This is a genomic window from Staphylococcus sp. HMSC034G07 (genome assembly GCF_001835975.1).
Classification (GTDB): domain Bacteria; phylum Bacillota; class Bacilli; order Staphylococcales; family Staphylococcaceae; genus Staphylococcus; species Staphylococcus ureilyticus.
Genome location: NZ_KV826608.1, coordinates 103,613 through 126,507, shown reverse-complemented (window position 1 = coordinate 126,507; position 22,895 = coordinate 103,613). Strand labels below are relative to the sequence as shown.

Annotated in this window: 25 protein-coding genes; 14 read left to right on the top strand and 11 right to left on the bottom strand. The window is 32.7% G+C overall.

The genetic code is table 11. The annotated features are described in order from the left end of the window. Positions 1–10: 10 nt before the first annotated feature. The 6 genes from HMPREF2586_RS06675 (at position 11) to dltD (ending at position 5,648) form a co-directional block, all read left to right on the top strand. The gene (locus HMPREF2586_RS06675; RefSeq protein ID WP_046207514.1) at positions 11–970 is read left to right on the top strand and encodes a 2-hydroxyacid dehydrogenase; all 960 of its coding nucleotides are present in this window, start codon (positions 11–13) and stop codon (positions 968–970) included. A 446-nt stretch (positions 971–1,416) separates the two neighbouring features. Continuing rightward, positions 1,417–1,563: a teichoic acid D-Ala incorporation-associated protein DltX gene (locus HMPREF2586_RS06670; protein WP_070039178.1), complete on the top strand. Its 147-nt coding sequence runs from the start codon at positions 1,417–1,419 to the stop codon at positions 1,561–1,563. Positions 1,564–1,577: 14 nt separating this feature from the next. Beyond that, positions 1,578–3,041, top strand: a complete 1,464-nt coding sequence (dltA, locus tag HMPREF2586_RS06665; protein WP_070039180.1) for a D-alanine--poly(phosphoribitol) ligase subunit DltA — start codon at positions 1,578–1,580, stop codon at positions 3,039–3,041. Continuing rightward, positions 3,038–4,252 (top strand): D-alanyl-lipoteichoic acid biosynthesis protein DltB, encoded by a 1,215-nt coding sequence (gene dltB / locus HMPREF2586_RS06660; protein ID WP_070812696.1) that lies wholly within the window; start codon positions 3,038–3,040, stop codon positions 4,250–4,252. Before dltA ends, dltB begins: the two co-directional genes overlap by 4 nt. Before the next feature lie 17 nt (positions 4,253–4,269). Then, entirely contained in the window at positions 4,270–4,506 is a 237-nt protein-coding gene (gene dltC, locus HMPREF2586_RS06655) for a D-alanine--poly(phosphoribitol) ligase subunit 2 (protein ID WP_046207518.1), read from the top strand. Further along, positions 4,503–5,648 carry a D-alanyl-lipoteichoic acid biosynthesis protein DltD gene (gene dltD, locus HMPREF2586_RS06650; RefSeq protein WP_046207519.1) on the top strand — a complete coding sequence of 382 codons (1,146 nt, stop codon included), beginning with the start codon at positions 4,503–4,505 and terminating at the stop codon, positions 5,646–5,648. The genes dltC and dltD overlap by 4 nt, the downstream gene beginning before the upstream one ends. A 363-nt stretch (positions 5,649–6,011) precedes the next feature. Here dltD and HMPREF2586_RS06645 read toward each other — a convergent pair whose 3' ends face one another. Beyond that, a complete protein-coding gene (locus HMPREF2586_RS06645) occupies positions 6,012–6,254 on the bottom strand; it encodes a NifU family protein (protein ID WP_019469675.1) in 243 nt (80 codons plus the stop codon). A gap of 106 nt (positions 6,255–6,360) precedes the next feature. On the opposite strand from HMPREF2586_RS06645, the gene HMPREF2586_RS06640 reads away from it, so the two are divergent. Continuing rightward, complete coding sequence (locus HMPREF2586_RS06640; protein ID WP_064209460.1) at positions 6,361–6,672, top strand: YuzD family protein; 312 nt, start codon at positions 6,361–6,363, stop codon at positions 6,670–6,672. A 92-nt stretch (positions 6,673–6,764) separates the two neighbouring features. Here the strand turns inward: HMPREF2586_RS06640 and HMPREF2586_RS06635 are convergent, their stop codons facing one another. Continuing rightward, positions 6,765–7,829 carry an NAD(P)/FAD-dependent oxidoreductase gene (locus tag HMPREF2586_RS06635; protein ID WP_064209459.1) on the bottom strand — a complete coding sequence of 355 codons (1,065 nt, stop codon included), beginning with the start codon at positions 7,827–7,829 and terminating at the stop codon, positions 6,765–6,767. Positions 7,830–8,269: 440 nt separating this feature from the next. Here HMPREF2586_RS06635 and HMPREF2586_RS06630 point away from each other — a divergent pair, with 440 nt between their 5' ends. The 6 genes from HMPREF2586_RS06630 to HMPREF2586_RS06605 all read left to right on the top strand — a co-directional run bounded on the left by HMPREF2586_RS06630 (position 8,270) and on the right by HMPREF2586_RS06605 (position 13,909). After that, positions 8,270–8,506, top strand: a complete 237-nt coding sequence (locus HMPREF2586_RS06630) for a YuzB family protein (RefSeq protein ID WP_019469672.1) — start codon at positions 8,270–8,272, stop codon at positions 8,504–8,506. Positions 8,507–8,519: 13 nt separating this feature from the next. Continuing rightward, positions 8,520–8,879 (top strand): HesB/IscA family protein, encoded by a 360-nt coding sequence (locus HMPREF2586_RS06625; RefSeq protein WP_046207522.1) that lies wholly within the window; start codon positions 8,520–8,522, stop codon positions 8,877–8,879. Positions 8,880–9,116: 237 nt separating this feature from the next. Then, positions 9,117–10,325: an NAD(P)/FAD-dependent oxidoreductase gene (locus HMPREF2586_RS06620; protein WP_046207523.1), complete on the top strand. Its 1,209-nt coding sequence runs from the start codon at positions 9,117–9,119 to the stop codon at positions 10,323–10,325. A 171-nt stretch (positions 10,326–10,496) separates the two neighbouring features. Then, positions 10,497–11,972 (top strand): leucyl aminopeptidase family protein, encoded by a 1,476-nt coding sequence (locus HMPREF2586_RS06615; RefSeq protein WP_070657798.1) that lies wholly within the window; start codon positions 10,497–10,499, stop codon positions 11,970–11,972. A gap of 210 nt (positions 11,973–12,182) precedes the next feature. Further along, positions 12,183–13,499: a Na+/H+ antiporter family protein gene (locus HMPREF2586_RS06610; RefSeq protein ID WP_046207525.1), complete on the top strand. Its 1,317-nt coding sequence runs from the start codon at positions 12,183–12,185 to the stop codon at positions 13,497–13,499. A gap of 29 nt (positions 13,500–13,528) precedes the next feature. After that, complete coding sequence (locus HMPREF2586_RS06605; RefSeq protein WP_046207526.1) at positions 13,529–13,909, top strand: PaaI family thioesterase; 381 nt, start codon at positions 13,529–13,531, stop codon at positions 13,907–13,909. A 629-nt stretch (positions 13,910–14,538) separates the two neighbouring features. Here the strand turns inward: HMPREF2586_RS06605 and HMPREF2586_RS06600 are convergent. From HMPREF2586_RS06600 to kapB, 9 genes are all read right to left on the bottom strand, one after another. After that, entirely contained in the window at positions 14,539–15,684 is a 1,146-nt protein-coding gene (locus tag HMPREF2586_RS06600) for an NAD(P)-binding domain-containing protein (protein WP_070657796.1), read from the bottom strand. A 127-nt stretch (positions 15,685–15,811) separates the two neighbouring features. Beyond that, the gene (locus tag HMPREF2586_RS06595) at positions 15,812–16,168 is read right to left on the bottom strand and encodes a Na+/H+ antiporter subunit G1 (RefSeq protein WP_064209455.1); all 357 of its coding nucleotides are present in this window, start codon (positions 16,166–16,168) and stop codon (positions 15,812–15,814) included. After that, a complete protein-coding gene (locus tag HMPREF2586_RS06590; RefSeq protein WP_070657794.1) occupies positions 16,146–16,439 on the bottom strand; it encodes a Na(+)/H(+) antiporter subunit F1 in 294 nt (97 codons plus the stop codon). The genes HMPREF2586_RS06595 and HMPREF2586_RS06590 overlap by 23 nt, the downstream gene beginning before the upstream one ends. Beyond that, positions 16,439–16,918, bottom strand: a complete 480-nt coding sequence (gene mnhE1 / locus HMPREF2586_RS06585) for a Na+/H+ antiporter Mnh1 subunit E (protein WP_070657792.1) — start codon at positions 16,916–16,918, stop codon at positions 16,439–16,441. The genes HMPREF2586_RS06590 and mnhE1 overlap by 1 nt, the downstream gene beginning before the upstream one ends. Before the next feature lies 1 nt (position 16,919). Further along, on the bottom strand, positions 16,920–18,416 hold the full coding sequence (locus tag HMPREF2586_RS06580) for a Na+/H+ antiporter subunit D (protein ID WP_046208020.1): 1,497 nt from the start codon (positions 18,414–18,416) through the stop codon (positions 16,920–16,922). Next, the gene (gene mnhC1, locus HMPREF2586_RS06575; RefSeq protein ID WP_040030166.1) at positions 18,403–18,750 is read right to left on the bottom strand and encodes a Na+/H+ antiporter Mnh1 subunit C; all 348 of its coding nucleotides are present in this window, start codon (positions 18,748–18,750) and stop codon (positions 18,403–18,405) included. Before mnhC1 ends, HMPREF2586_RS06580 begins: the two co-directional genes overlap by 14 nt. Then, a complete protein-coding gene (locus HMPREF2586_RS06570) occupies positions 18,750–19,178 on the bottom strand; it encodes a Na(+)/H(+) antiporter subunit B (RefSeq protein ID WP_080760407.1) in 429 nt (142 codons plus the stop codon). The genes mnhC1 and HMPREF2586_RS06570 overlap by 1 nt, the downstream gene beginning before the upstream one ends. Further along, entirely contained in the window at positions 19,159–21,576 is a 2,418-nt protein-coding gene (locus HMPREF2586_RS06565; protein ID WP_046208022.1) for a Na+/H+ antiporter subunit A, read from the bottom strand. Before HMPREF2586_RS06565 ends, HMPREF2586_RS06570 begins: the two co-directional genes overlap by 20 nt. A 128-nt stretch (positions 21,577–21,704) precedes the next feature. Further along, positions 21,705–22,085, bottom strand: coding sequence for a sporulation phosphorelay system protein KapB (gene kapB / locus HMPREF2586_RS06560; protein ID WP_064209451.1), 381 nt, complete (start codon positions 22,083–22,085; stop codon positions 21,705–21,707). A 67-nt stretch (positions 22,086–22,152) separates the two neighbouring features. Here kapB and HMPREF2586_RS06555 point away from each other — a divergent pair, with 67 nt between their 5' ends. Next, the gene (locus HMPREF2586_RS06555) at positions 22,153–22,749 is read left to right on the top strand and encodes a peptidylprolyl isomerase (RefSeq protein WP_046208024.1); all 597 of its coding nucleotides are present in this window, start codon (positions 22,153–22,155) and stop codon (positions 22,747–22,749) included. The last annotated feature ends 146 nt before the right edge of the window (positions 22,750–22,895 follow it).

Sequence of the window (22,895 nt, the reverse complement as noted above, 5' to 3'; positions counted from 1 at the left end):
GAGTGATTGAATGCAAAAAATCGTAGTTAGTAGAAAAATTCCACAGAAATTTATTAAGCAATTAGAGGACATCGGTGAAGTAGAAGTTTGGGATGCGTCATTGACCCCTATGCCACGAGAAAAGTTTTTAACTGCTTTAAAAGACGCAACTGCTTGTTTTGTGACATTAAGTGAAATAATGGATGAAGAAGTGATTGAAGCTGCACCAAATCTGAAAGTCATAGCAAACATGGCAGTAGGCTATGATAATATAGATATTGATTTGATGCAAAGTAAGGGTATTGTTGTGACGAATACACCAGGTGTTTTAACTGAAACGACAGCAGAATTAGGATTTACCTTAATGCTTGCAGTAGCAAGACGTGTAGTCGAAGCGGAAACATATGTTCAAAACGGTGAATGGCAGAGTTGGGGGCCGTATTTATTTGCTGGTAAAGATTTATATCAAGCTAACGTTGGTATTTATGGTATGGGGGATATTGGAAAAGCATTCGCGAGACGCCTAAAAGGTTTCAATACGAATATAATGTATCATAATAGAACCAGACATAAAGATGATGAAGAAGCACTTGGTGCATTATACGTTTCATTTGAAACATTATTAAAAGAGAGTGATTTTGTCATTTGTACGGCACCATTAACTGCAGAAACACGTGATAAATTTGACGATAAAGCATTTAAAATGATGAAAAAAGATGCGATTTTTATCAATATCGGTAGAGGTGCTGTTGTCGATGAAGAAGCATTAGTGAAGGCGTTGCAAAATGAAGAAATTAAAGCATGTGGTTTAGATGTTTTAAGAGAGGAACCCATAGATATGCAACATCCATTACTCTCAATGAACAATGCAACGATACTTCCACATATTGGTAGTGCATCGGTTATAACAAGAGACCGAATGATACAACTGTGCGTAGATAATATAAAGCTAGTATTAGACGAAAAAGATCCTAAAACGCCCGTTGTATAAATGATTGAAACGAATTTAAGCTGCTTATTACCTGTTTAGCTCGGGTGATTGGCAGCTTATTTTTTAGGAACATTACATTAAATAGCGTAATTTGAACTTACTTAATAAATCGAGGATGCTCACCTCATTTGATAAAAAGGGTCATTAAATTCATGTATATTACTATATCTTGGGTTAGAATAGTTAAAATTAATACACAATAAATTCTTTTAAATGAGTTTATTGTGTGTTTTTTTGAATTTTAAAATAATACTCTATTTATTTATATACTATCTAACAATTTTGTTATATATATGCACAAATATTTAATTGTAATGATGTAGGAAAAATTGTATAATTAATTGGTGAAAAAGTTGAATAACTTATATACAATAAGGTGTAAAATATAAAAAATAATTTAATGAAGATGATTAATGTTGAATTTATATAAATTTTAGAGGTGAAATATGCACAAAAACGATAAAGAACATACTGCTTTACAAAAATTCAAGCCATGGTTATTGACAGTAATGTACCTAGCTATATTAATTGCATTATATTTAATTTATGGTACAGGTGATACACACAATAACTTTATTTACAATGAATTTTAATTAAGGAGACTATCATGAAAGACATCATTCAAACTTTAATAGGACATGGAGAAAACTGTCCAAATCAAGTTGCAGTTAAACATAATGACGAAATTTTGACCTATGAAGCACTAAATCGGTTAGCCAACCAACTTGCAATGATATTAAAAGATGCTAAAACACCATTGATTTTATACGGGCATATGTCCCCGTATATGATTGTAGGAATGGTAGGTAGTATGAAGGCAGGTTGTGGTTATGTTCCCCTAGATACTTCTATCCCTCAAGATCGTATGCTATCAATTATAAATAAAATAGAGCCACAATATATATTTAATACTACTGATGAACAAATAGAAATAGAGCATGTTTCTTTTATTTCAAAAGATTCATTATCAAGTGTAAAACAAGATGACACCACAGTAAGTAATATAAAAGATTCTGATATTGCTTATACTATTTTTACATCAGGTTCTACTGGAGCACCAAAAGGTGTACAAATCAGTTATGAAAGCCTCAATCTTTTTACAAATTGGATGTTAGAACTCAATCAAGTTGGTTCAAATCAACAATGGCTCAATCAAGCGCCTTTTTCATTTGATTTATCTGTCATGTCCATATACCCGTGTTTAATGACTGCTGGAACCTTAAACTTAGTAGATAAAGTAATGATAAATAAACCAAAATTATTAAATCAAATGTTAGAAGAAGCAAAAATAAATGTATGGGTATCTACGCCTTCATTTATGGAAATGTGTCTTATGCTACCACGCTTAACGGAAACATATTATAGTAATTTGAAAGAATTTTTCTTTTGTGGTGAGATTTTGGCACATAAAACAGCAGAACTATTGCTTCAACGGTTCCCATCTGCATACATTTACAATACATATGGCCCTACAGAAGCTACGGTAGCAGTCACAAGTATATTAGTTACAGATGAAGTTTTAAATCAATATAATCCATTACCAGTAGGTATACCTCAACCGGGAACGAAGTTATCGTTAACCGACGAAGGTGAACTTATCATTTCAGGTAAATGCGTAAGTGAAGGGTATGTCAAAGATGACATACGTTCAAAAAAAGTATTTACCAAATTGGATGGTGAGAAATCTTATTATACTGGTGACAAAGCACAATTGATTGATAACCAATGGTTTATTAATGGAAGAATAGATTATCAAATTAAATTAAACGGCTATCGTATGGAATTAGAAGAAATAGAGTTTCAATTGCGAAAGTTAGCAAAAATCAGAGATGCAGTTGTTGTACCAACTTATAAAAATAACAAAGTCATTCATTTAAATGCTGCAGTTATTTTAAGTGATTGCGAAACCCACGAAGACGTTCAAACTTTGACTCATGAAATAAAAACGGAATTAAAACATGTATTGCCCGAATATATGATTCCTAAAAAGTTAATATATATGAAGAAATTACCGCTTACGATGAATGGAAAATTAGATCGTAAAAAGATTGCTGAGGCTATAGAGAAATGATTCCATACGGCGATTTTACATTCTTTCTTATAGCATTTGTTATTTTGTTACCAATTATTATATTAGGATTTATGGGTAAGCAGAGCAAAATTTATAATGGTTTGAGTACAGCAGTCATGATTATATTAATATTTTCATCGAATAAGCATCATCTATTTGGACAAGCTTTTTTGAGTTTAGAACTGATAAATTTTATCCTTTATTTAATTTGGCAAGTGTTGATTATCATATATTACTGGAATTCTCGTGCTAAAAATAATACAACAGCAAAATTTATATCGGTTATTTTTCTCTCTGTTTTGCCACTTATTGTTGTGAAAGTTATGCAAAGTTCGTGGTTTGGAATGGCACAGTTAAAACTACATGAGAGTAAAGTCATAGAATTCATCGGATTTTTAGGCATTTCGTATGTTACTTTTAAAAGTGTTCAACTATTAATGGAAATTAGAGATGGCTCAATCAAAGAGATTAAATTTTGGAAAGTCGTACAGTTTATATCGTTTTTTCCAACCATTTCCTCAGGACCAATTGATCGTTACAAACGTTTTGTGAAAGATGACAATAAAATTCTGAGTGGAAGTGACTATAATGGTTTATTTGTCAAAGCAATACATTACATTATGCTTGGATTTTTATACAAATATATTATTGCTTATTTGATACAAACATTTGCAATTAATCCATTAATGCTCGATTTTTCTGGTGTTATCACAAAATGGTTATATATGTACGCATACAGTTTATATTTATTTTTTGACTTTGCAGGATATTCACTTTTTGCTATTGCGTTTAGCTATATTTATGGTATTCAAACGCCACAAAACTTTAACCAGCCATTTAAAGCTAAAAATATTAAAGATTTTTGGAATAGATGGCATATGTCACTATCATTTTGGTTTAGAGATTGTATTTATATGCGGTCATTATTTTTTATGTCAAAGAAAAAATTACTAAAAAGTCAATTTGCAATGTCGAATATAGCCTTTTTCTTAAACTTTTTAATAATGGGCATATGGCATGGTATAGAACTTTATTACATTTTGTATGGGTTGTATCATGCAGCATTATTTATTGGATATGGCTATTATGAAAAATGGAGAAAAAAACATCGTCCACGTTGGCAGAACCAGTTTACAACTGCTTTGAGTATTGTTGTAACATTTCATTTTGTAACATTTGGTTTTCTGATTTTTTCAGGAAAACTGTTTTAAAATTAGGAGGAATAATAATGGAATTTAAAGAACAAGTATTAGATTTATTAGTTGAAGTAACTGAAAATAATATCGTGAAAGAAAATCCTGACATTGAATTATTTGAAGAAGGTATTATAGATTCATTTCAAACGGTCGGTTTATTATTAGAAATTCAAAACAAATTAGATATTGAGGTTTCAATTATGGATTTTGACAGAGATGAATGGGCAACACCAAATAAGATTGCAGCGGTATTAGAAGAATTAAGATGAAATTAAAACATTTTATACCAATTATCATCAGTTTATGTTTATTTGGGATTTTCTTAATATTACCCTCTAGTTGGTTTAGTGGATTAATCACTCAGAAAACGTTAGATAATCAACGTACTTCACTCTCAGATCAAGTGTTAAAAGGTACGTTAATCCAAGAGCAGATGTTTAAGTCGAATCATTTTTATCCAATTTACGGTTCTAGTGAACTTGGGAAAGATGACCCGTTTAATCCATCTATATTGTTGCGCGATAAAAATATGCATGCTAAGCAACCATTTCTAATTGGCACAGGTGGTTCTACAGATTTAATTAATGCTGTGGAATTAGCCTCACAATATGATCATTTAAAAGGAAAGAAAATGTCACTTATTATATCGCCGCAATGGTTTACAAACCATGGATTAACTAATAAAAATTTTGATGCTCGTATGTCTAAAGCACAGTTGAACCGCTTATTTAAGCAAAAGCATTTAAGCCCAGAACTTAAACAGCGCTATGCCAAACGTTTATTAAGATTTAAAAATGTAGAAAATCGAAACTATTTAGAAAAAGTAGCTAAAGGTAAAATTAGTGACAATGACCAATATGTATCATCATTTAAAATGAATCAATTTGAAAAAATTGAAGCAATAAAGTCGAATTTACCTCTTGCAAATACTGAGTTAGCAGATATTACACCGGTAACTGCACAAGATGACAGTTGGGGGATGCTTCGCAATAAAGCTGAATACTATGGTGCTAAACATTCACAATCAAATATATTTAAAATTAGAGATGAGTATTGGCAATTAATAAAAAAGCATAAGCGTAAAGTGAACAGAGATTATGAATTTAATAGTAATTCTCCAGAATTTAAAGATTTGGAGTTATTGGTAGATACTATGCGAGAGGCTGGTGCTGATATTGAATATATTAGTCTTCCATCAAATGGAAAATGGTACGATCACATAGGTGTAAATAAAGAAAAACGTCAGAAAGTATATAATAAAATTAAGAACACAGTTATTAGTCGTGGCGGGAAAATTTACGACATGACAGATAAAGATTATGAACCTTATGTTATCAGTGATGCCGTCCATATAGGATGGAAAGGTTGGGTTTATATTAGTGAGCACATTGCTCAGCACATGCGCAAATAACTACTTTCAAATTAAGGATGAATGATTTGAATGATGATTAAAATGTTGACTAGGATAGGAAATCGCAACTATGGATTTTCTATCGTGTTTACTGATTTTATTTATCGGTTCTGCCTTTGATTAAAAATGAACAGCGTGCTGATTACGTCAGGAATGACTTGTATAAATTTAAGCAATAAAGTCAAATCACTTCGCTATCATACAATTTACAATTTTATTTCTGGTTTTAATATAAAAATGCACTTTCATGTTTAAATGAAAGTGCATTTTGTTATAAATCAGCTATTTGATGAAAGATTCATAAACGAAGAATTCTATAAAATTTGACGTTTTTGTTGTTTAATTTATTTATAAGTTGATCAACTAGAATACTTGCTCTACTTCTACTACTCCAGGTACTTCTTCATGTAAAGCACGTTCGATGCCTGCTTTTAATGTGATTGTTGAACTTGGGCATGTACCACATGCACCGTGCAATTGAAGTTTAACAATGCCATCTTCTACATCTACTAGCGAACAGTCGCCGCCATCACGTAGTAAGAATGGACGTAGTTTTTCAATTACTTCTGCTACTTGATCAAACATTGTTACGTTTTCAGTTGGCATGGAAATGCCTCCTTTCAAGTATATTATTTCATTTTCTGTCTATCTTTTTATTATAATAGATATATAAAGAAAAATCTATCAATCGAGACAAAAGGGGATAAGTAAAATGAATAAAGTAAGTGTAGTCGTTTATGGTGCAGATGTTGTTTGTGCAAGCTGTGTTAATGCGCCAACAGCGCGTAATACTTTTGATTGGTTGCAACCATTGCTCAAAAGAAAGTATCCAGATATCCAATTTGAGTTTACGTATATTGATATAGAAAAGGATACTGAAAATTTAACTGATCATGATCAACAATATATTGAGCGTATTCAAGATGATGAATTGTTCTATCCGCTTGTAACGATGAATGATGAATACGTTTCAGATGGGTATGTACAATTGAGAGATATCACTCAATTTATGGATGCGCATTAATTTAATTATTTTTAAAAAAGACACGTACCTATACTTTTTACGCATGTTAATAAAGTATAGGAAGACGTGTCTTTATAATTACTGATTAAAATTTATCCATTGTGATATTTGTATAACCATAGCACACCAGATTTTAAGATTGAAGCTAAACGACCCGTAACGGTTCTATCCATGATGTAAGCAAACCCTTTTTTATCACCAAGGGAACCTAAGAAGCCTTGAACTTTGAGTTCTGGCATTTTTTCTGGTAGAGGTTTACCTTGCCATTGTAATTTCATAACATCAGCAATCTGGTCTCCCTGAACTTCAGCAAGTTGTGCACTAGGTGCATGAGGTAAATCTGCACAATCGCCAACTACGTATACATTTTTATAGGTTGGGACTTGATGGTATTGGTTTAGGATGACACGGCCATCTCTGCTAATATCAATTGGTAAATTTCTAACAATTTCTACAGGTTGAATGCCAGCAGTCCATACGATTAAATCCAATGGTTCAGGTACATCGTTATTGAAAATTTTACCAGGTTCCACACGATTAATATCAGAATTTGGAACTACCGTTACATCGTTCTTTTTAAACCAATTTTCTATATAACGACTTAGCTTTTCTGGAAAACGACGTAAAATACGTTCTCCTCGATCATATAAGTATATTTGCAAATCTTTACGGCTTTCGCGAAGTTCGCTCGCTAATTCGATGCCACTTAAACCCGCACCTACAATACCCACTTTTGCTCCATTTGGTAATTCACTGATATGATGAAATGTTTCCCGTGAACTTGATAACGTTTGGATACTGTGTGTGTATTCTGCTGCTCCTGGGACATTATGATATTTGTCCTCGCAACCAAGTCCAATGACTAATTCGTCATAATCTACTTTTGTGTTGCCAACTGAAATAATTTGATCTTCTAAATTAATATCATTGATTTCTCCGTACACAATATTAATACGTTCTGAATCGGGAAAATTCATACGAATATCTTTGTCTGATTTAGTACCAGCAGCTAATTCATAGAATTCTGGTTTTAAACCATGATAAGGCATACGATCAATTAATGTAATAGAATAATTTTCAGGAAGTGCCGATGGTAAAATATGAGACATAATGCGCATATTTCCATATCCGCCACCCAATAGTACTAAATTTTTCATTTATGATACCCCTTTAGTAAAAATATATTGAGCAATTTGATAAAAATACAGTTTATTTTTGTTAATAAATAATATTTTTATCTCTTGTCGTCAATGTAAGTCAATAAATACAATTTGGTTAAATCATATTCGTCTTCATTGAACGAAATACCAATTTCATAATAAGCTTACTTAGATATATTATATGCTTTTTTATATACTTCTACAAATAAACGTAATGAATTGTAATTTGTAAACATAAATCTTTAAAAATACAATATGATTATAACAATATAAAAAATTAATGTGAATGGCATTTTATACGAAAACGTGTTTTGTTTTAATTGAATTGTTACAAAAACAACAAAATGAATGATTAATTCATATAAGCTAGTAAGTGGTCAAAAGTGATGTGATTTTGTTATAATTACTAAACTGATAATTAATTGAGAGGGTGTAATATGAATCCAATAGTTGAGTTCTGCATTTCGAATTTAGCGAAAGGTGGAGATTATGTATATAATCAACTTGAAAATGATCCAGGTGTAGACGTTTTAGAATATGGATGTTTGCAAAATTGTGGCATTTGCTCAAGTGGCTTGTATGCATTAGTAAACGGTGATATTGTTGAAGGAGAATCACCAGACGACTTATTACAAAATATTTATTCACATATAGAAGAAACATGGATTTTTTAGGGAGGTAATTTCAATGGCAGTAGTTGAACTAACAGAAGCGGCAGCATACGAAGTTAAAGATATGATGGAACAGAATGATATGCCAGATGGCTTTTTGAAAATCAAAGTTAATGGTGGCGGTTGCACAGGATTAACGTATGGTATGTCTGCAGAAGCTGAACCTAGTGAAAATGATGAAATATTTGAATTTCACGGTGTCAAAGTGCTAGTTGATAAATATGATATACCAGTATTGGAAGGTACAAAAATTGATTTCAAACAATCGTTAATGGGCGGTGGCTTCCAAATAGACAATCCAAACGCAATTGCATCTTGTGGTTGTGGAAGTTCATTCAGAACTGCAAAAGTTTCTGGTTCACCAGAAGATTGTTAAAAATTTTAAACCGAGTGTTTATGGACTATAGTTCGACTAAATGTGGTTAGAACTATAGTCTTTTATCTGTTTATGTGAAAAAATAAACAATATATGCGTTTCGGCTTGAAAATAAACTATAAAAACTATAAAATTAGTGTTGGATGAAAAATGTCTTTTTTGTGAATTTCTATGTAAATCAGTAAATTATAAAAAGACGATCGCAACAAAAAAATTATGAAAGCTTAGGTGAATGAAATGGCTCAAGAACGTAAAAAAGTTTTAGTTTTAGGCGCTGGTTACGCTGGGTTACAAACTATTACCAAATTACAAAAGCAACTTTCAGCTGATGAAGCTGAAATTACATTAATCAATAAGAATGATTATCACTATGAAGCAACTTGGTTACATGAAGCTTCAGCTGGAACAATTAGTTATGAAGATGTTTTATATCCAGTTGAAAGCGTAATCAATAAGAATAAAGTAAACTTCATTAAAGCAGAAGTTACAAAAATTGATCGCAATGCTAAAAAAGTAGAAACTGATGCAGGAATCTTTGATTTTGATATTTTAGTTGTTGCTTTAGGTTTCGAAAGTGAAACATTTGGTATTAAAGGTATGAAAGATCATGCTTTCCAAATCGAAAATATTTTAACTGCACGTAAATTAGCGCGCCATATTGAAGATAAATTTGCTAACTACGCTGCTTCTAAAAATAAAGATGATAAAGATTTAGCTATTATCGTTGGTGGTGCAGGTTTTACAGGTGTTGAATTCTTAGGTGAATTAACTGACCGTATCCCTGAGTTATGTAACAAATATGGTGTAGATCAAACAAAAGTTAAAATTACTTGTGTAGAAGCTGCTCCAAAAATGTTACCTCAATTCTCTGATGAATTAGTAAACCATGCAGTTAGTTATTTAGAAAGTAAAGGTGTTGAATTTAAAATTGCTACACCGATTGTTGCTGCAAATGAAAAAGGTTTCGTAGTTAAAGTTAATGATGAAGAACAACAATTAGAAGCAAATACAGTTGTATGGGCAGCAGGTGTTCGTGGTAGTAAGTTAATGGAAGAATCATTCGAAGGCGTTAAACGTGGCCGTATCGTTACAAATCAAGATTTAACAATCGATGGTTATAATGATATTTTTGTAATAGGTGATTGTTCTGCATTTATTCCAGCTGGTGAAGAACGCCCATTACCTACAACAGCACAAATTGCTATGCAAGAAGGCGAGCACACTGCTAAGAACATTAAAAATATTTTAGAAGGTCAACCTACTCAAGAGTTTGAATATGTTGATCGTGGTACAGTATGTTCTTTAGGTGCTAACGATGGCGTTGGTGTTGTTTATGGTAAAGATATCCAAGGTAAAAAAGCTGCATTTATGAAAAAAGTAATCGATACACGTGCAGTATTCAAACTTGGTGGTATTGGTTTAGCATTTAAAAAAGGTAAATTTTAATAACTGATAACCAATAGATAAGCATCTATTGACCATAAATATTGAGGCTGAGACATAAATTGTCTCAGCCTCAAATTTTATATATAGTATGATATAATCTATCATTTTTTATAATAATCCGACATTAAAATGATACAATGTGACAGAATAAATTGAAATGAGGGATGTTTGATGAAAACAGTTATAAATAACACTTCTAAGATTGAACAAGAAACAATTATTGTTGGTGTGCCTGAACATTTAAATCAATTAGAGTCGATACGAATTGCTGGAAATGACATAAAAGACTTATTATCCCCTTTAAAAGAACATCATATTTTCAGCACCAATGTTGGAGCGATTTCGAGTACATTTTTTAAAGTAGATGAGAAGGCACATAAACTGATTACTGTGGGCTTAGGAAATATTAAAACATTAGGATATAATGATTATTTAAAAATCTTCGGAAATTTATTTCAAACTTTAAATAGCAAAAGGATAACTAAAGCATCATTGTTGTTTAACACGTTTAAATCTCAAAAAGTAGAAACGGAATTAATAGCAGAAATTCTTGGTAAACAAAGTAAACAATCTATCTATCATTTTGATGGTTATAAAACTAATAAATCAGCGCCTTATCAATTAACAATAGAGATTCACACAGAAGAAGATCACATTGTCGAGTTTATTGAACGAGGAGAGGCTATTGCAACTGCTGTTAATTTAGCACGTGATTATAGTAATATACCACCTAACATATTGACACCAGCTTATTATGCAGAATTGATACAAAATCAATTTAATGACACTAGCGTATCAGTTGATATCAAAGATAATAAAACTTTACAAAAAGAAGGTTTTGGGTTAATTCATGCAGTTGGTAAAGGTTCTAAAAATGGTCCACGCGTAATAACGTTGACTTATAATGGTGGTAAACCAGGAGAAAATCCTATCGCACTCGTAGGTAAAGGCATTACGTATGATTCAGGTGGTTATTCAATCAAATCAAAAACAGGTATGCAGACCATGAAATTTGATATGTGTGGCTCAGCAAATGTAATAGGAATGATCGAAGCTGCTCGTCAATTAGCACTGCCACTAAATATTGTTGGAATTATTGCCGCTGCCGAAAATATGGTGAATGACGAAGCAATGAAACCAGATGATGTTTACACAGCACTTAGCGGAGAATCAGTAGAGGTATTAAATACTGATGCAGAGGGGCGCCTTGTTTTAGGTGACGCTGTATTTTATGCAAATCAATTTCAGCCAAGTATAATATTAGATTTTGCAACGTTAACTGGCGCTGCTGTAGCTGCGTTAGGTGAAGATAAAGCTGCTGTTTTTAATCAAAATGCTGACACTACGTTAAAATCTATTCTACAACAAGCACAAATGATGGATGAAAAAGTCTTTGAATTACCGATTACTGACACAGAACAAGCACTGATAAGAAAAAGTGAAGTGGCTGATTTAGTTAACCATACCAATGGTCAAGGTAAAGCATTGTTTGCGGCAACATTTATCAATCATTTTGCAGGTAATACACCACACTTACATTTTGATATCGCAGGGCCTGCTACTACGAATGAATCAAGTTATAAAGGGCCTGTGGGACCTACAGGTTATCTAATATCAACAATCGTACAATGGTTAAGCGTACTATAGGTGTAACAATATTATCATTAAAAACAAAAACTTCAAGTTAATTTTAGTAGATTAACTTGAAGTTTTTTTAACCTTATATCACAAGGTTGGCAGGTTAATGATTCATATTTTATCTAAATATCAAGATAGGATTGACAATTTGATAAGCAATTGTTATTATAAATCTCGTGATACTTTAGTTCGATAACGTAATAAAGGAGTTGTGCTTTTGTGATAAATGCAGTTGTTATAGCAGTGGTACTGATGATTGTACTCTGTTTATGTAGATTAAATGTTGTTATAAGCTTATTTATCAGTGCACTAGTTGGTGGCTTAATCGCAGGTATGAGCGTCACAGACATTGTATCTGTATTTGGTAAAAATATTGTTGATGGCGCAGAAGTGGCATTGAGCTATGCTTTACTAGGCGGGTTTGCTGCGTTGATTTCTTATAGTGGTATTACTGACTATTTAGTAAATAAAATTATCAATGCTATTCACGCGGAAAACAGTAAAATGTCACGTATTAAAGTTAAAGTGATTATTATCGGTGCACTCTTAATTATGAGTGTAATGAGCCAAAACTTAATACCTGTACATATTGCATTTATCCCAATTGTGATACCACCATTAATAAGTTTGTTCAATGAACTTAATATAGATAGAAGACAAATTGCTATTATCATTGGCTTTGGTTTATGTTGGCCATACGTATTATTGCCATATGGTTTCGGTCAGATTTTCCATCAAATTATTCAAAGCGGATTTTCTAAAGCAGATCATCCAATTGAAATGGGCATGATATGGAAAGCGATGCTGATTCCTTCATTAGGCTATATTGTTGGCTTAATTGCAGGTATTTATTATTATAGAAAACCTAGAAAATATTCTGAACATAAAGATATTAAAGATATGAGTGAAATTGAAATTAGACCATATGTCCTCATAGTAACCATTATTTCTATTATTGCTACGTTTTTAGTACAAATGTTCACTGATTCTATGATATTTGGGGCTTTAGCTGGTGTGCTTGTATTCTTCATCTCACGTGCATACAAGTGGACTGAGTTAGACCAAAAATTTGTAGATGGTATTAAAATTATGTCATTTATAGGTGTCGTAATCTTATCAGCAAATGGATTTGCAGGTGTAATGAATGAAACAGGAGATATCGGTAATTTAGTAAGTGGGCTTAGCGATGTTATTGGTGAGAATAAATTATTTAGTATTATTGTCATGTACATTATTGGTTTGGTCGTAACATTAGGTATCGGTTCATCATTTGCTACAATACCTATTATTGCAACGTTATTTGTGCCATTAGGTGAATCTTTAGGATTAAGTACTATGGCATTGATTGCGTTGATAGGAACAGCAAGTGCATTAGGTGATTCAGGATCACCTGCAAGTGATTCAACATTAGGACCTACGGCAGGTTTAGATGTTGATGGTCAACATGATCACATTCGTGATACATGTATTCCAAACTTTGTTTTCTATAACATTCCTCTAATTATTTTTGGAACAATAGCGGCTATGATATTATAAATCTAAGAATAAAAAAAGAGGTGTCTTAAATGGCAAATATGCTTGATGCTTTAAAGATAAAGGTAGAGCGACAAGAACATGGACTTATGGTTATGTCCATGCCAGTAACAGATGAAGTGAAACAACCATTTGGCTTTTTACATGGTGGGGCGAGTTTAGCGCTCGGAGAAACAGCATGCTCTATGGGGGCTGCTGAAATCATTGACACAGAGCATTACATTCCCCTAGGTTTAGAAATGAATGCGAATCATATAGGTTCGACAACCGAAGGGACAATATTTGCGACTGCTACAATCATACATGAAGGTAGTACGACTCAAGTTTGGAACATAGATATCAGAGACCAAAATGATAGATTGATTTGTGTAATGAGAGGAACCGTTGCTATTAAACCACGTAAACGGCAATGAGCAATTAAAGTATTAGATTAGTGATTTTTATTTTAATGATTAACATGTATTCAAGATAATTATTATTACATGTAAACTATATATAAGCTTGGGATAAAAACCTAGAAAAATAGCACGCAGATGATTTAATTAATGCATCTGCGTGCTTCTTTGTTATTCAATATTTCGTATGGTTGTCTCGCTTTCTTAGGAAACAGCTTCAGATTGTCTTGTTTCCTCAATCGACACGCCAAAATACAATGTATTCATATGTCATTTCACATTAAAATACTTTAAAAACAAAGTCTTATATTAACCAAAATGATGTTAATAATTATTCTACATGCATACACCAATCTGTATACACTGGTCGTAAAATAGAAAAATGCTTAATAATCGTATCTGAATGATGTAGCTCTCACAAAATCAAACACCTTTTATAAAACAATGAATCGTTTTAAAGTAAATCTTAAAGTAGATGTCTTATTAGTATCTTTATTTCTTGGTATTAATGGTATTTAATATGAGCAAAGTAGCAACTCAATGAGTTAATTATTATTTCAATTGAAATTGGCTTTTTCACATGTCCAAGAACTTTATGTCCCAGATTCTTTTGAATATGTTTATTTGTTGTTAAATATATCTTATGTTCAATACGGTTTTTTTGATAATACAGCAGTTGCAATTTTTGCTGCTGCTTCACGGCCACCCATGATGTTGCGAGCAAAGGGACCGAGTTCTAAATCTGCTAGACCACCTGTGACGAATAAATTCGGTAACCATTCTAAATGAGATGAAATAGAAGGCAATCCCGCATCTGACACAGGTGCATTAAAATTTTTAACGAGCTGCTTGATAATTGGTTGTTGCATAAGTGTATCTTCGAAACCTGTGGCTAATACTACGCTATCATAGAACATACAATATTGTTCTGTACAAATATGATGATGATGTATATCTTTTAATTCATTGATATGCATTATTAATTTACCTTGCTTCATGTGTTTTTTGAGCCTCAATGCTAATTCTTTAGGCATAGAACCTTTATGGCGCTCTTTTTGAATGATTTTCAGTTTGGTTTTTGAGTCAGTTAATGCACTAAAGTTTGACATTTTTTTGGGACCTAACCAACCTGGATCTGCGTCGAAGTCATGTACATCAATTATTTTATTTGTCCAAAGATGAATGACTGATTGCGGTTGATGTTGTAGTAATTTTAAAGTGACATGTGCTGCAGAAATCCCACTTCCAACGACATGAGAAGTTTGTTTATGTAAATTTAATTGTGAATCAAAAATATGATATACATCTGGTGTATGTTTAAAGTTATGTGGAATATAGGGTACGTGATTACAACCTGTTGCAATCACCAAGTAATCTGATGTAATCCAATTGTGTTGTGATAATTGTACATGCCATTGTTTTTGGTTGAAGCTGATTTTATTAGCAAAATCGACAATATGGTTCTTGTTCAAATTGAATTTATGTAATAGATGGTGAATATGGTCTATAAATAACGCTCGATTTGGTCTTTTATACGGTCCATAACTGGCATTAATATATTGATGACATTTAGCAAATTGATTTAAATGAAAGGGATTAGGATGTATATGGTGGACACACGGCGAACGTAAATAAGGCATTTGAATGCGTTGAGTATAATCCTCGAATTGCTCGCATAAACTTTGATGTGGATCAATAATTGTTAGTTCGTGGTCTTTGATACCTATGGATTTTAATTTTATTGCAATTGTAACTGCTTGGATACCGCCACCGATTATGGTCCAAGTAGACATATTTTCAGCTCCTTTTAAAACGTAATAATTACGATTTAATATATCATCACACACCGAATTTAGCAATCATTAATTTTATAAAATAAAAAACGCATCCCAGTTAATTGGAATGCGTAAGTTAATGACTTTACAATTTTGTATCTTTTAGGTCTTTTTGTATATCATCACGTTTTGTTCTTTTGGAAGCGGGTGTTCTCAAATTATATGCGGATTTAATAATAAGGTGACTTGCTAGTGGACCTGTTATCAGAATAAATAATATTCCAATAAGTAATTGCATATTTACGTAACCTTCACGCCCGATGAAATATAAGAAAACACCACTTATAAGTAACATTGCTCCCAATGTAGCAGCTTTACCAGCAGCATGTGCGCGCGCATATACGTCATCTAAACGCAAGAGGCCAATCGCAGCTAGTGCACTTATGAGTGAGCCAAGGATAACTAAGATAAGCGCTATGCTAATGATAATCGTTGTTATCATGTTCAATCACCTTACCTTTATCCATATATTTTGCAAACACTGCGGTTCCTAAAAATGCTAAAATACCAATTAACAAAATAGCAACCATCATATATTTAGTACCTAAGAAAATACTAAATAGTGCTACAATCGCCATTAATTGGATACCCATTGCGTCGAGTGCCACAACCCTATCCGCAAGAGAAGGGCCGATAATGACACGAACAAGCATACCAAACATTGACAATGTTACGATAACTAATGCCACGATTAATATTACGTTGTAGTTCATTAATATTCGCCTACCTCTCTTACCACTTTTTCAAGTGATGATTTAATACTTTCTATTTCTTCTTCCTTAGTACTAAAATCAATACTGTGAATGTATATTTTTGTGCGATCATCACTAATGCCTAGAACAATTGTGCCTGGTGTCAGGGTAATCAAATTTGATAACAACACAATTTGCCAATCTTTTTTTAAATCGGTCGGATAAGTAAAAAAGGCGGGTTCGTTGTTGATTTTAGGCTTAGTTACAATTCTAATAACATCAATATTTGCTTTAATCAATTCTACTAAAAAGACGATAAATAATTTAATGATTTTATAAATAGTAATAATATAAAATCTACCGGGTAAGACACCGCGCATTAGGAATACTAATAAAAGTCCAAAGATATAACCTAAAAGGAAATTATTAAATGTATAACTGCCGGTAACGAATAGCCAAAACACAGATAAAATTAAATTTACTAATATTTGAATTGCCATACTATTTACCCCCCAATACGCTGTCTATATATACACTAGGATTATAGAATGTTTCAGCAGCATCTTTTATGATTGGCTGTAAAAAGTCAGCGGATAGGCCAAATATTACTGATATGGCAACTGCGATAATAGCTACTGTTAAGATACCTTTGTACTGCAGTTTAGGATTGACTTCATAACCTTCAGATTCACCGAAGAATCCTTTTAAGAAAATACGAATAACAGAGTAAAGTACGACTAAACTAGATAGTAATACGATTATACCGCTTAGATAAAATCCTTTTTCGAAAGTAGCTTGAACGATATAGTATTTACCATAAAAACCACTTAACGGCGGAATACCGGCTAAACTTAAAGCAGCGATAAAGAAAGACCAACCTAATACAGGATAATGTTTGATTAAGCCACCATATTTGCGTAAATCGTGTGTTTTGGTAATTTTATACATCACACCAATTAAGAAAAATAGTGCTGCTTTAATCAACATATCGTGTAAAGTATAATAAATTGCGCCCATCATGCCAGCCTGATTCATCATTGCTACGCCTACTAAAATGACACCAACAGCAATCATAATATTATAAATGATAATTTTTTTAGTATCAAAGTAGCTTACTGCACCCACACAACCAAAAATAATTGTAAGTAAGGCTAAGAATAGAATGGTGTACAGCGAAAAATTAGAGGAATCGCCAAAGAAAAGGCTTGCTGTTCTAGCTATTGCGTAAACCCCAACTTTTGTTAACAATGCACCAAAGAAAGCGATAATTGCTATAGGTGGCGCATAATAAGCACCTGGTAGCCAGATATACATTGGAAACACACCAGCTTTTGTAGCAAAAACAAAGATGAACATAATAAATATAATACTGATAATTCCTTTGTCTTGTGTTGACAGTTGGCTTAATTTTTCACTGATATCTGCTAAATTCAATGTGCCGACGACAGAATAAAGCATTGCAACGGCTATAACAAAGAAAGCAGAAGATGTCACATTCACAAGCACATATTTTATCGTTTCACTCAATTGAACTTGTGTGCCACCAATAACTAATAAAATATAAGATGCCATTAAAAATACTTCAAAGAATACGAAAAGGTTGAAAATATCACCAGTTATAAATGAGCCTATAACACCTGTGAGCATAAACATTATGGCAAAATAATAATAATAAGTTTCACGTTCGATACCTACTGATTGATATGAATATAAGATAATCAACATTGTTACAATTAAACTTGTAATCACAAGTAAGATACTAAAAATATCTGTAACAAAAACAATACTATAAGGTGCATCCCATGAACCAAGCTCGAGTTTAATAGGTCCATCTCTGAGAACATTCTTTAGATTTATAAAAGCAAAAATTAATGTAACTGCAGTACCTGTTAATGCAACGTAGCGTTTAATTTTAGGGCGTTTACCAATAAAAATTAATGCAATAATTGTTAACATTGGTATGACAAGTAATGAAATAATAAGATTACTCTCTATCATTATCTAGCACCCCTTTCATGCTTTCTACGTTGTCTGTACCTAGTTCTTTATAGCTTCTAAAAGCCAATACTAAGAAAAAGGCTGTTACTGAAAATGAAATTACAATTGCTGTTAATATGAGTGCTTGTGGAATTGGATCCACATATGAAGTGAACCCTTTTTCATAAATAGGGACTTCACCTTTTTTAAGACCACCCATCGTTATTAAAAATAAATTAGCTGTATGTGTTTGTAATGTAGTCCCAATAATGATGCGTATCAAACTTTTAGAAAGAATGAGATAGACGCTCATTGCAGTGAGAATACCACAAACAAAAATCATCACTATTTCCATTACTCATTCTCTCCAATCGCTAATATTATAGTCATTATTGTGCCAACAACCGCACATAAAACACCTAAATCAAAAAATGTGGCAGTGTGCATTTCTATAGGTTTTAAAATACCTAATGGAATTTCAAAAGGTGTATGCGTAAAGAAGTTTTTATTGTATAGCCAACTCGCCATCGGTGTAGCTAAACAAAAGAACAACCCGATACCAATGAGTTTCTTGAAGTCCCATGGGTATATTTTACGCATCGTTTTAATATCGTAAGCCACAGCTACAATCACAAGTGAACTTGATAATAGTAAGCCACCGACGAAACCGCCACCAGGTGTATAATGTCCTGTTAGAAATAGGTGTAAACCAAACATAACGATTAAGAAGAAAATCACAATGGCAGAGTATTGGAATATTAAATTATTTTTCTGTCTTTTCAATGTGAGTTCCTCCTTCATCATTTGGTTTATTTTTATAACGAAGTTTAATCATTGTGTAAACACCTAATCCAGCAATACCTAATACTGAAGATTCGAATAAAGTATCCGTACCACGGAAGTCAACTAGGATAACGTTGACCATGTTTGTACCATGAGCTAAATCATATACATGCGCTTTATAAAATTCTCCAATTGAGCCAAAGTGTCTATTTCCGTATGTGATTAAACCCAATACTGTTACAACAGTACCAGCACCGATGGCAATCAAAACATTCAGCCACTTAAATGAAGTGGACTCGTTATGTCGATTTAGATTTGGTAAGTGATAGAAACATAATAAGAACAATGCAGTAGAAATAGATTCTACAACAAATTGCGTCAGCGCTAAGTCTGGCGCACCAAAGAAAATAAAGAAGATTGCTACTGCATAACCTACTGCACTTGCCATGATAATACTGAATAGTCGAGAGCGAGCAAAAATAATCATTGAAGCTGCCGTAATAATAATGACTACGATGATCAATTCGAATGGTCTGATTTCACTAACATCTTTAAAGTTAACACTGAATGGTGTTACTAATAACGTCACAAGTGTAATTACGATTAAAGACGCAAAAATGATTAATAAGTTATTACGTGTAAATCCAGTAACATAAGTGTTGGTAAATTGACTAGAATAGCCTGGGAATACCGTTCCAACTTTATCATACCAATAATTGATTGTTAGTTTTGTAGGTTGTGCTTTTAATAAACTAATCCAATAACCAAAGCTAAATATTAACAATATACCAGCTACATAAATGCCCAATGTGGAGAAAAAGGCTGGTGTAAATCCATGGAACATATGAAACTCAGCTGTTGCATTTGTATTATTACTGATTGCGTTGACAGCTGGTTCAATAATCGTACCTGTCAATATTGAAGGGAAGAACCCAAAAACAATGACGAGTAGTGCTAAAATACCTGGAGAGATTAGCATTAATTTTGAAACTTCATGAGCTGATTTTGGTAAATTATCTGGTTTATAACTACCTAAGAATATTTGACCAATAAATCTAACTGCATAAACAAAAGTGAATACGCTGCCCAAAATTGCTACGATAGGTATGAGTATGCCAATACTATTTAAACTGAAGATATTAGCATGTGTAACTTCAATCATACTTTCAAGAAATTTCTCTTTAGATAAGAAACCATTAAACGGTGGAATACCCGCCATACTCAATGATGTAATTAATGTAATCGTAAAAGAAATTGGCATGATTGTTACTAAGCCACCCAATTTATTGACATCACGTGTTCCTGTACTGTGATCAACAGCACCAGTTACCATAAACAATGCACCTTTAAATGTAGCGTGATTTATAAGGTGAAACACAGCCGCTGTAAACGCAGCAACATAAATTTGACTATCTGCACCTTCGAAATGATAACTTACTGCCCCGATACCTAACATTGACATAATCATGCCTAATTGTGAGACAGTTGAAAAAGCTAAAATGCCTTTTAAATCTTGTTGTTTTGTGGCATTCAAAGATGCCCAGAACAGCGTGATTAAGCCGACTGCAGTAATCGTCCAAATCCAACCTTGAGAAAGTGCGAATATTGGTGTCATACGAGCAACTAAGTAAAGGCCAGCTTTAACCATCGTTGCAGAATGCAAGTAAGCACTAACGGGTGTCGGTGCTTCCATAGCATCCGGTAACCAAACGTAAAATGGAAACTGAGCTGATTTAGTCATTGCTCCAATGATTACAAAAATCATAGACAATATAAAGTAAGGGCTTGTCTGAATTTCAGACGCATGATTGATGAGCGTTTGAATACTGGTAGAATTACCTGCAAGTGATAGTAAAATAAGGCCACCTAGCAGAGAAAGACCGCCCAAAACAGTTATGAGCATTGATTTTTGTGCACCATAAATAGATGCTTGTTTTGTTCTCCAAAATGAAATGAGTAGAAAACTTGAAAATGAAGTTAGCTCCCAAAACAGATATAAGATAATGATATTATCTGATAATACGACCCCTAACATGGCACCCATAAAAAGCAAAAGGTAACAATAAAAATGACCCAATTGCTCTTGTCGACTTAAATAACTAATGGAATATAATACAACCAAGCTTCCGATACCAGTTATTAATAAACTGAATAATAAGCCTAAGCCATCAACGTATAAATCGAAATTCATGCCAAAATGAGGCATCCAATTTGCTTTATGTACTACGTTTTCACCTGACATTGTTGTCGAAATGATTGATATAAAATATATAAATAAGACGACGGGGATAGGTAACACAAACCATCCTAAATGTATCCGCTTATGTATGCGATATACAATTGGAATAATGAGTGCAAATATTAACGGTAATAACACCGCTATATGTATCAAACTCATTATTTTATCCTCCTTTTAAAAATAGTATAAGGTCATTATACATGAATAAGACTATTCTGAAAAACCACGCTAACCCTTGTGGAGCTTTAATTTTAAGTTTGTTTTAAATAAGAAGAAACACGGTATTTTTATTCAAAATTTTGTTTGTATTGAATTGAATAATCTTTTTTTAATTGTGCTAAATTAGCAAGTGAGTATTGTGCAAATTCGGTATTTTCTTCTTTTAATTTGTTTTCTAAATTCGTAATGGCAAATTGTAAAGATTGTATATAATCCAGTTCTTCTACATTAAAAGGTCTAAGTTTGGATTTTGAAGTATAGCGCTTTTCAAATTGACTTAAAGCTTTGCGTTCGTGAAAAAAGACATTGTTCGTTTCGTTTGGGTGATGTAAGTCTCCTTGTTTTGGATGTTTAATGACCTGTTCAATTTGAACAAGTACTTGATTGTCATCTTCTTCTATAATAGATACACCATAACTTCCAGTTTTATGTGCAAAACGATATAACATAATTCAATACACTCCTCATTTTATGTTAGAATACATATATCATCTTAACATGAAATGGAGAATAAAAATGTCGAACTATCCTCAGTTAAATTCAGAAGTAAACGAAAATGAAATAAAAATGGTTATGCATACAAATAAGGGTGATATGACTTTCAAATTATTGCCTGATATTGCGCCTAAAACTGTAGAAAACTTTGTTACACATGCAAAAAATGGCTACTATGATGGCATTTCTTTTCATCGAGTAATCAATGACTTCATGGTACAAGGAGGCGACCCAACAGCAACTGGTATGGGCGGTGAAAGTATTTATGGAGGTCCGTTTGAAGATGAGTTTTCACTAGAAGCATTCAACTTATATGGTGCTTTATCGATGGCAAATTCTGGACCGAATACGAACGGTTCACAATTCTTTATTGTTCAAATGAAAGAAGTACCAGAATCTATGCTTAGCCAACTCGCAGATGGTGGTTGGCCAGAACCGATTGTGAAAGCTTATGGTGAAAAGGGTGGTACACCTTGGTTAGATCAAAAGCATACTGTTTTTGGTCAATTATTAGAAGGTGAATCTACATTAGAAGATATTGCGGCTACTAAGGTAGGACCACAGGATAAACCTTTACATGATATCACGATTGATTCAATAGATATTATTGAAAAATAAGGTAAAATAAAGTTTGAAAGATGGTAAACTCTAGTAAGCATTTAACCATTTTTAAATTGTTTTTAAATACCTGTTATATTAAAAATAAAAAATGTTTAAGAGGTTGAGACAAATTCATTGTTTCAGCCTCTTATTTTATTTTGACA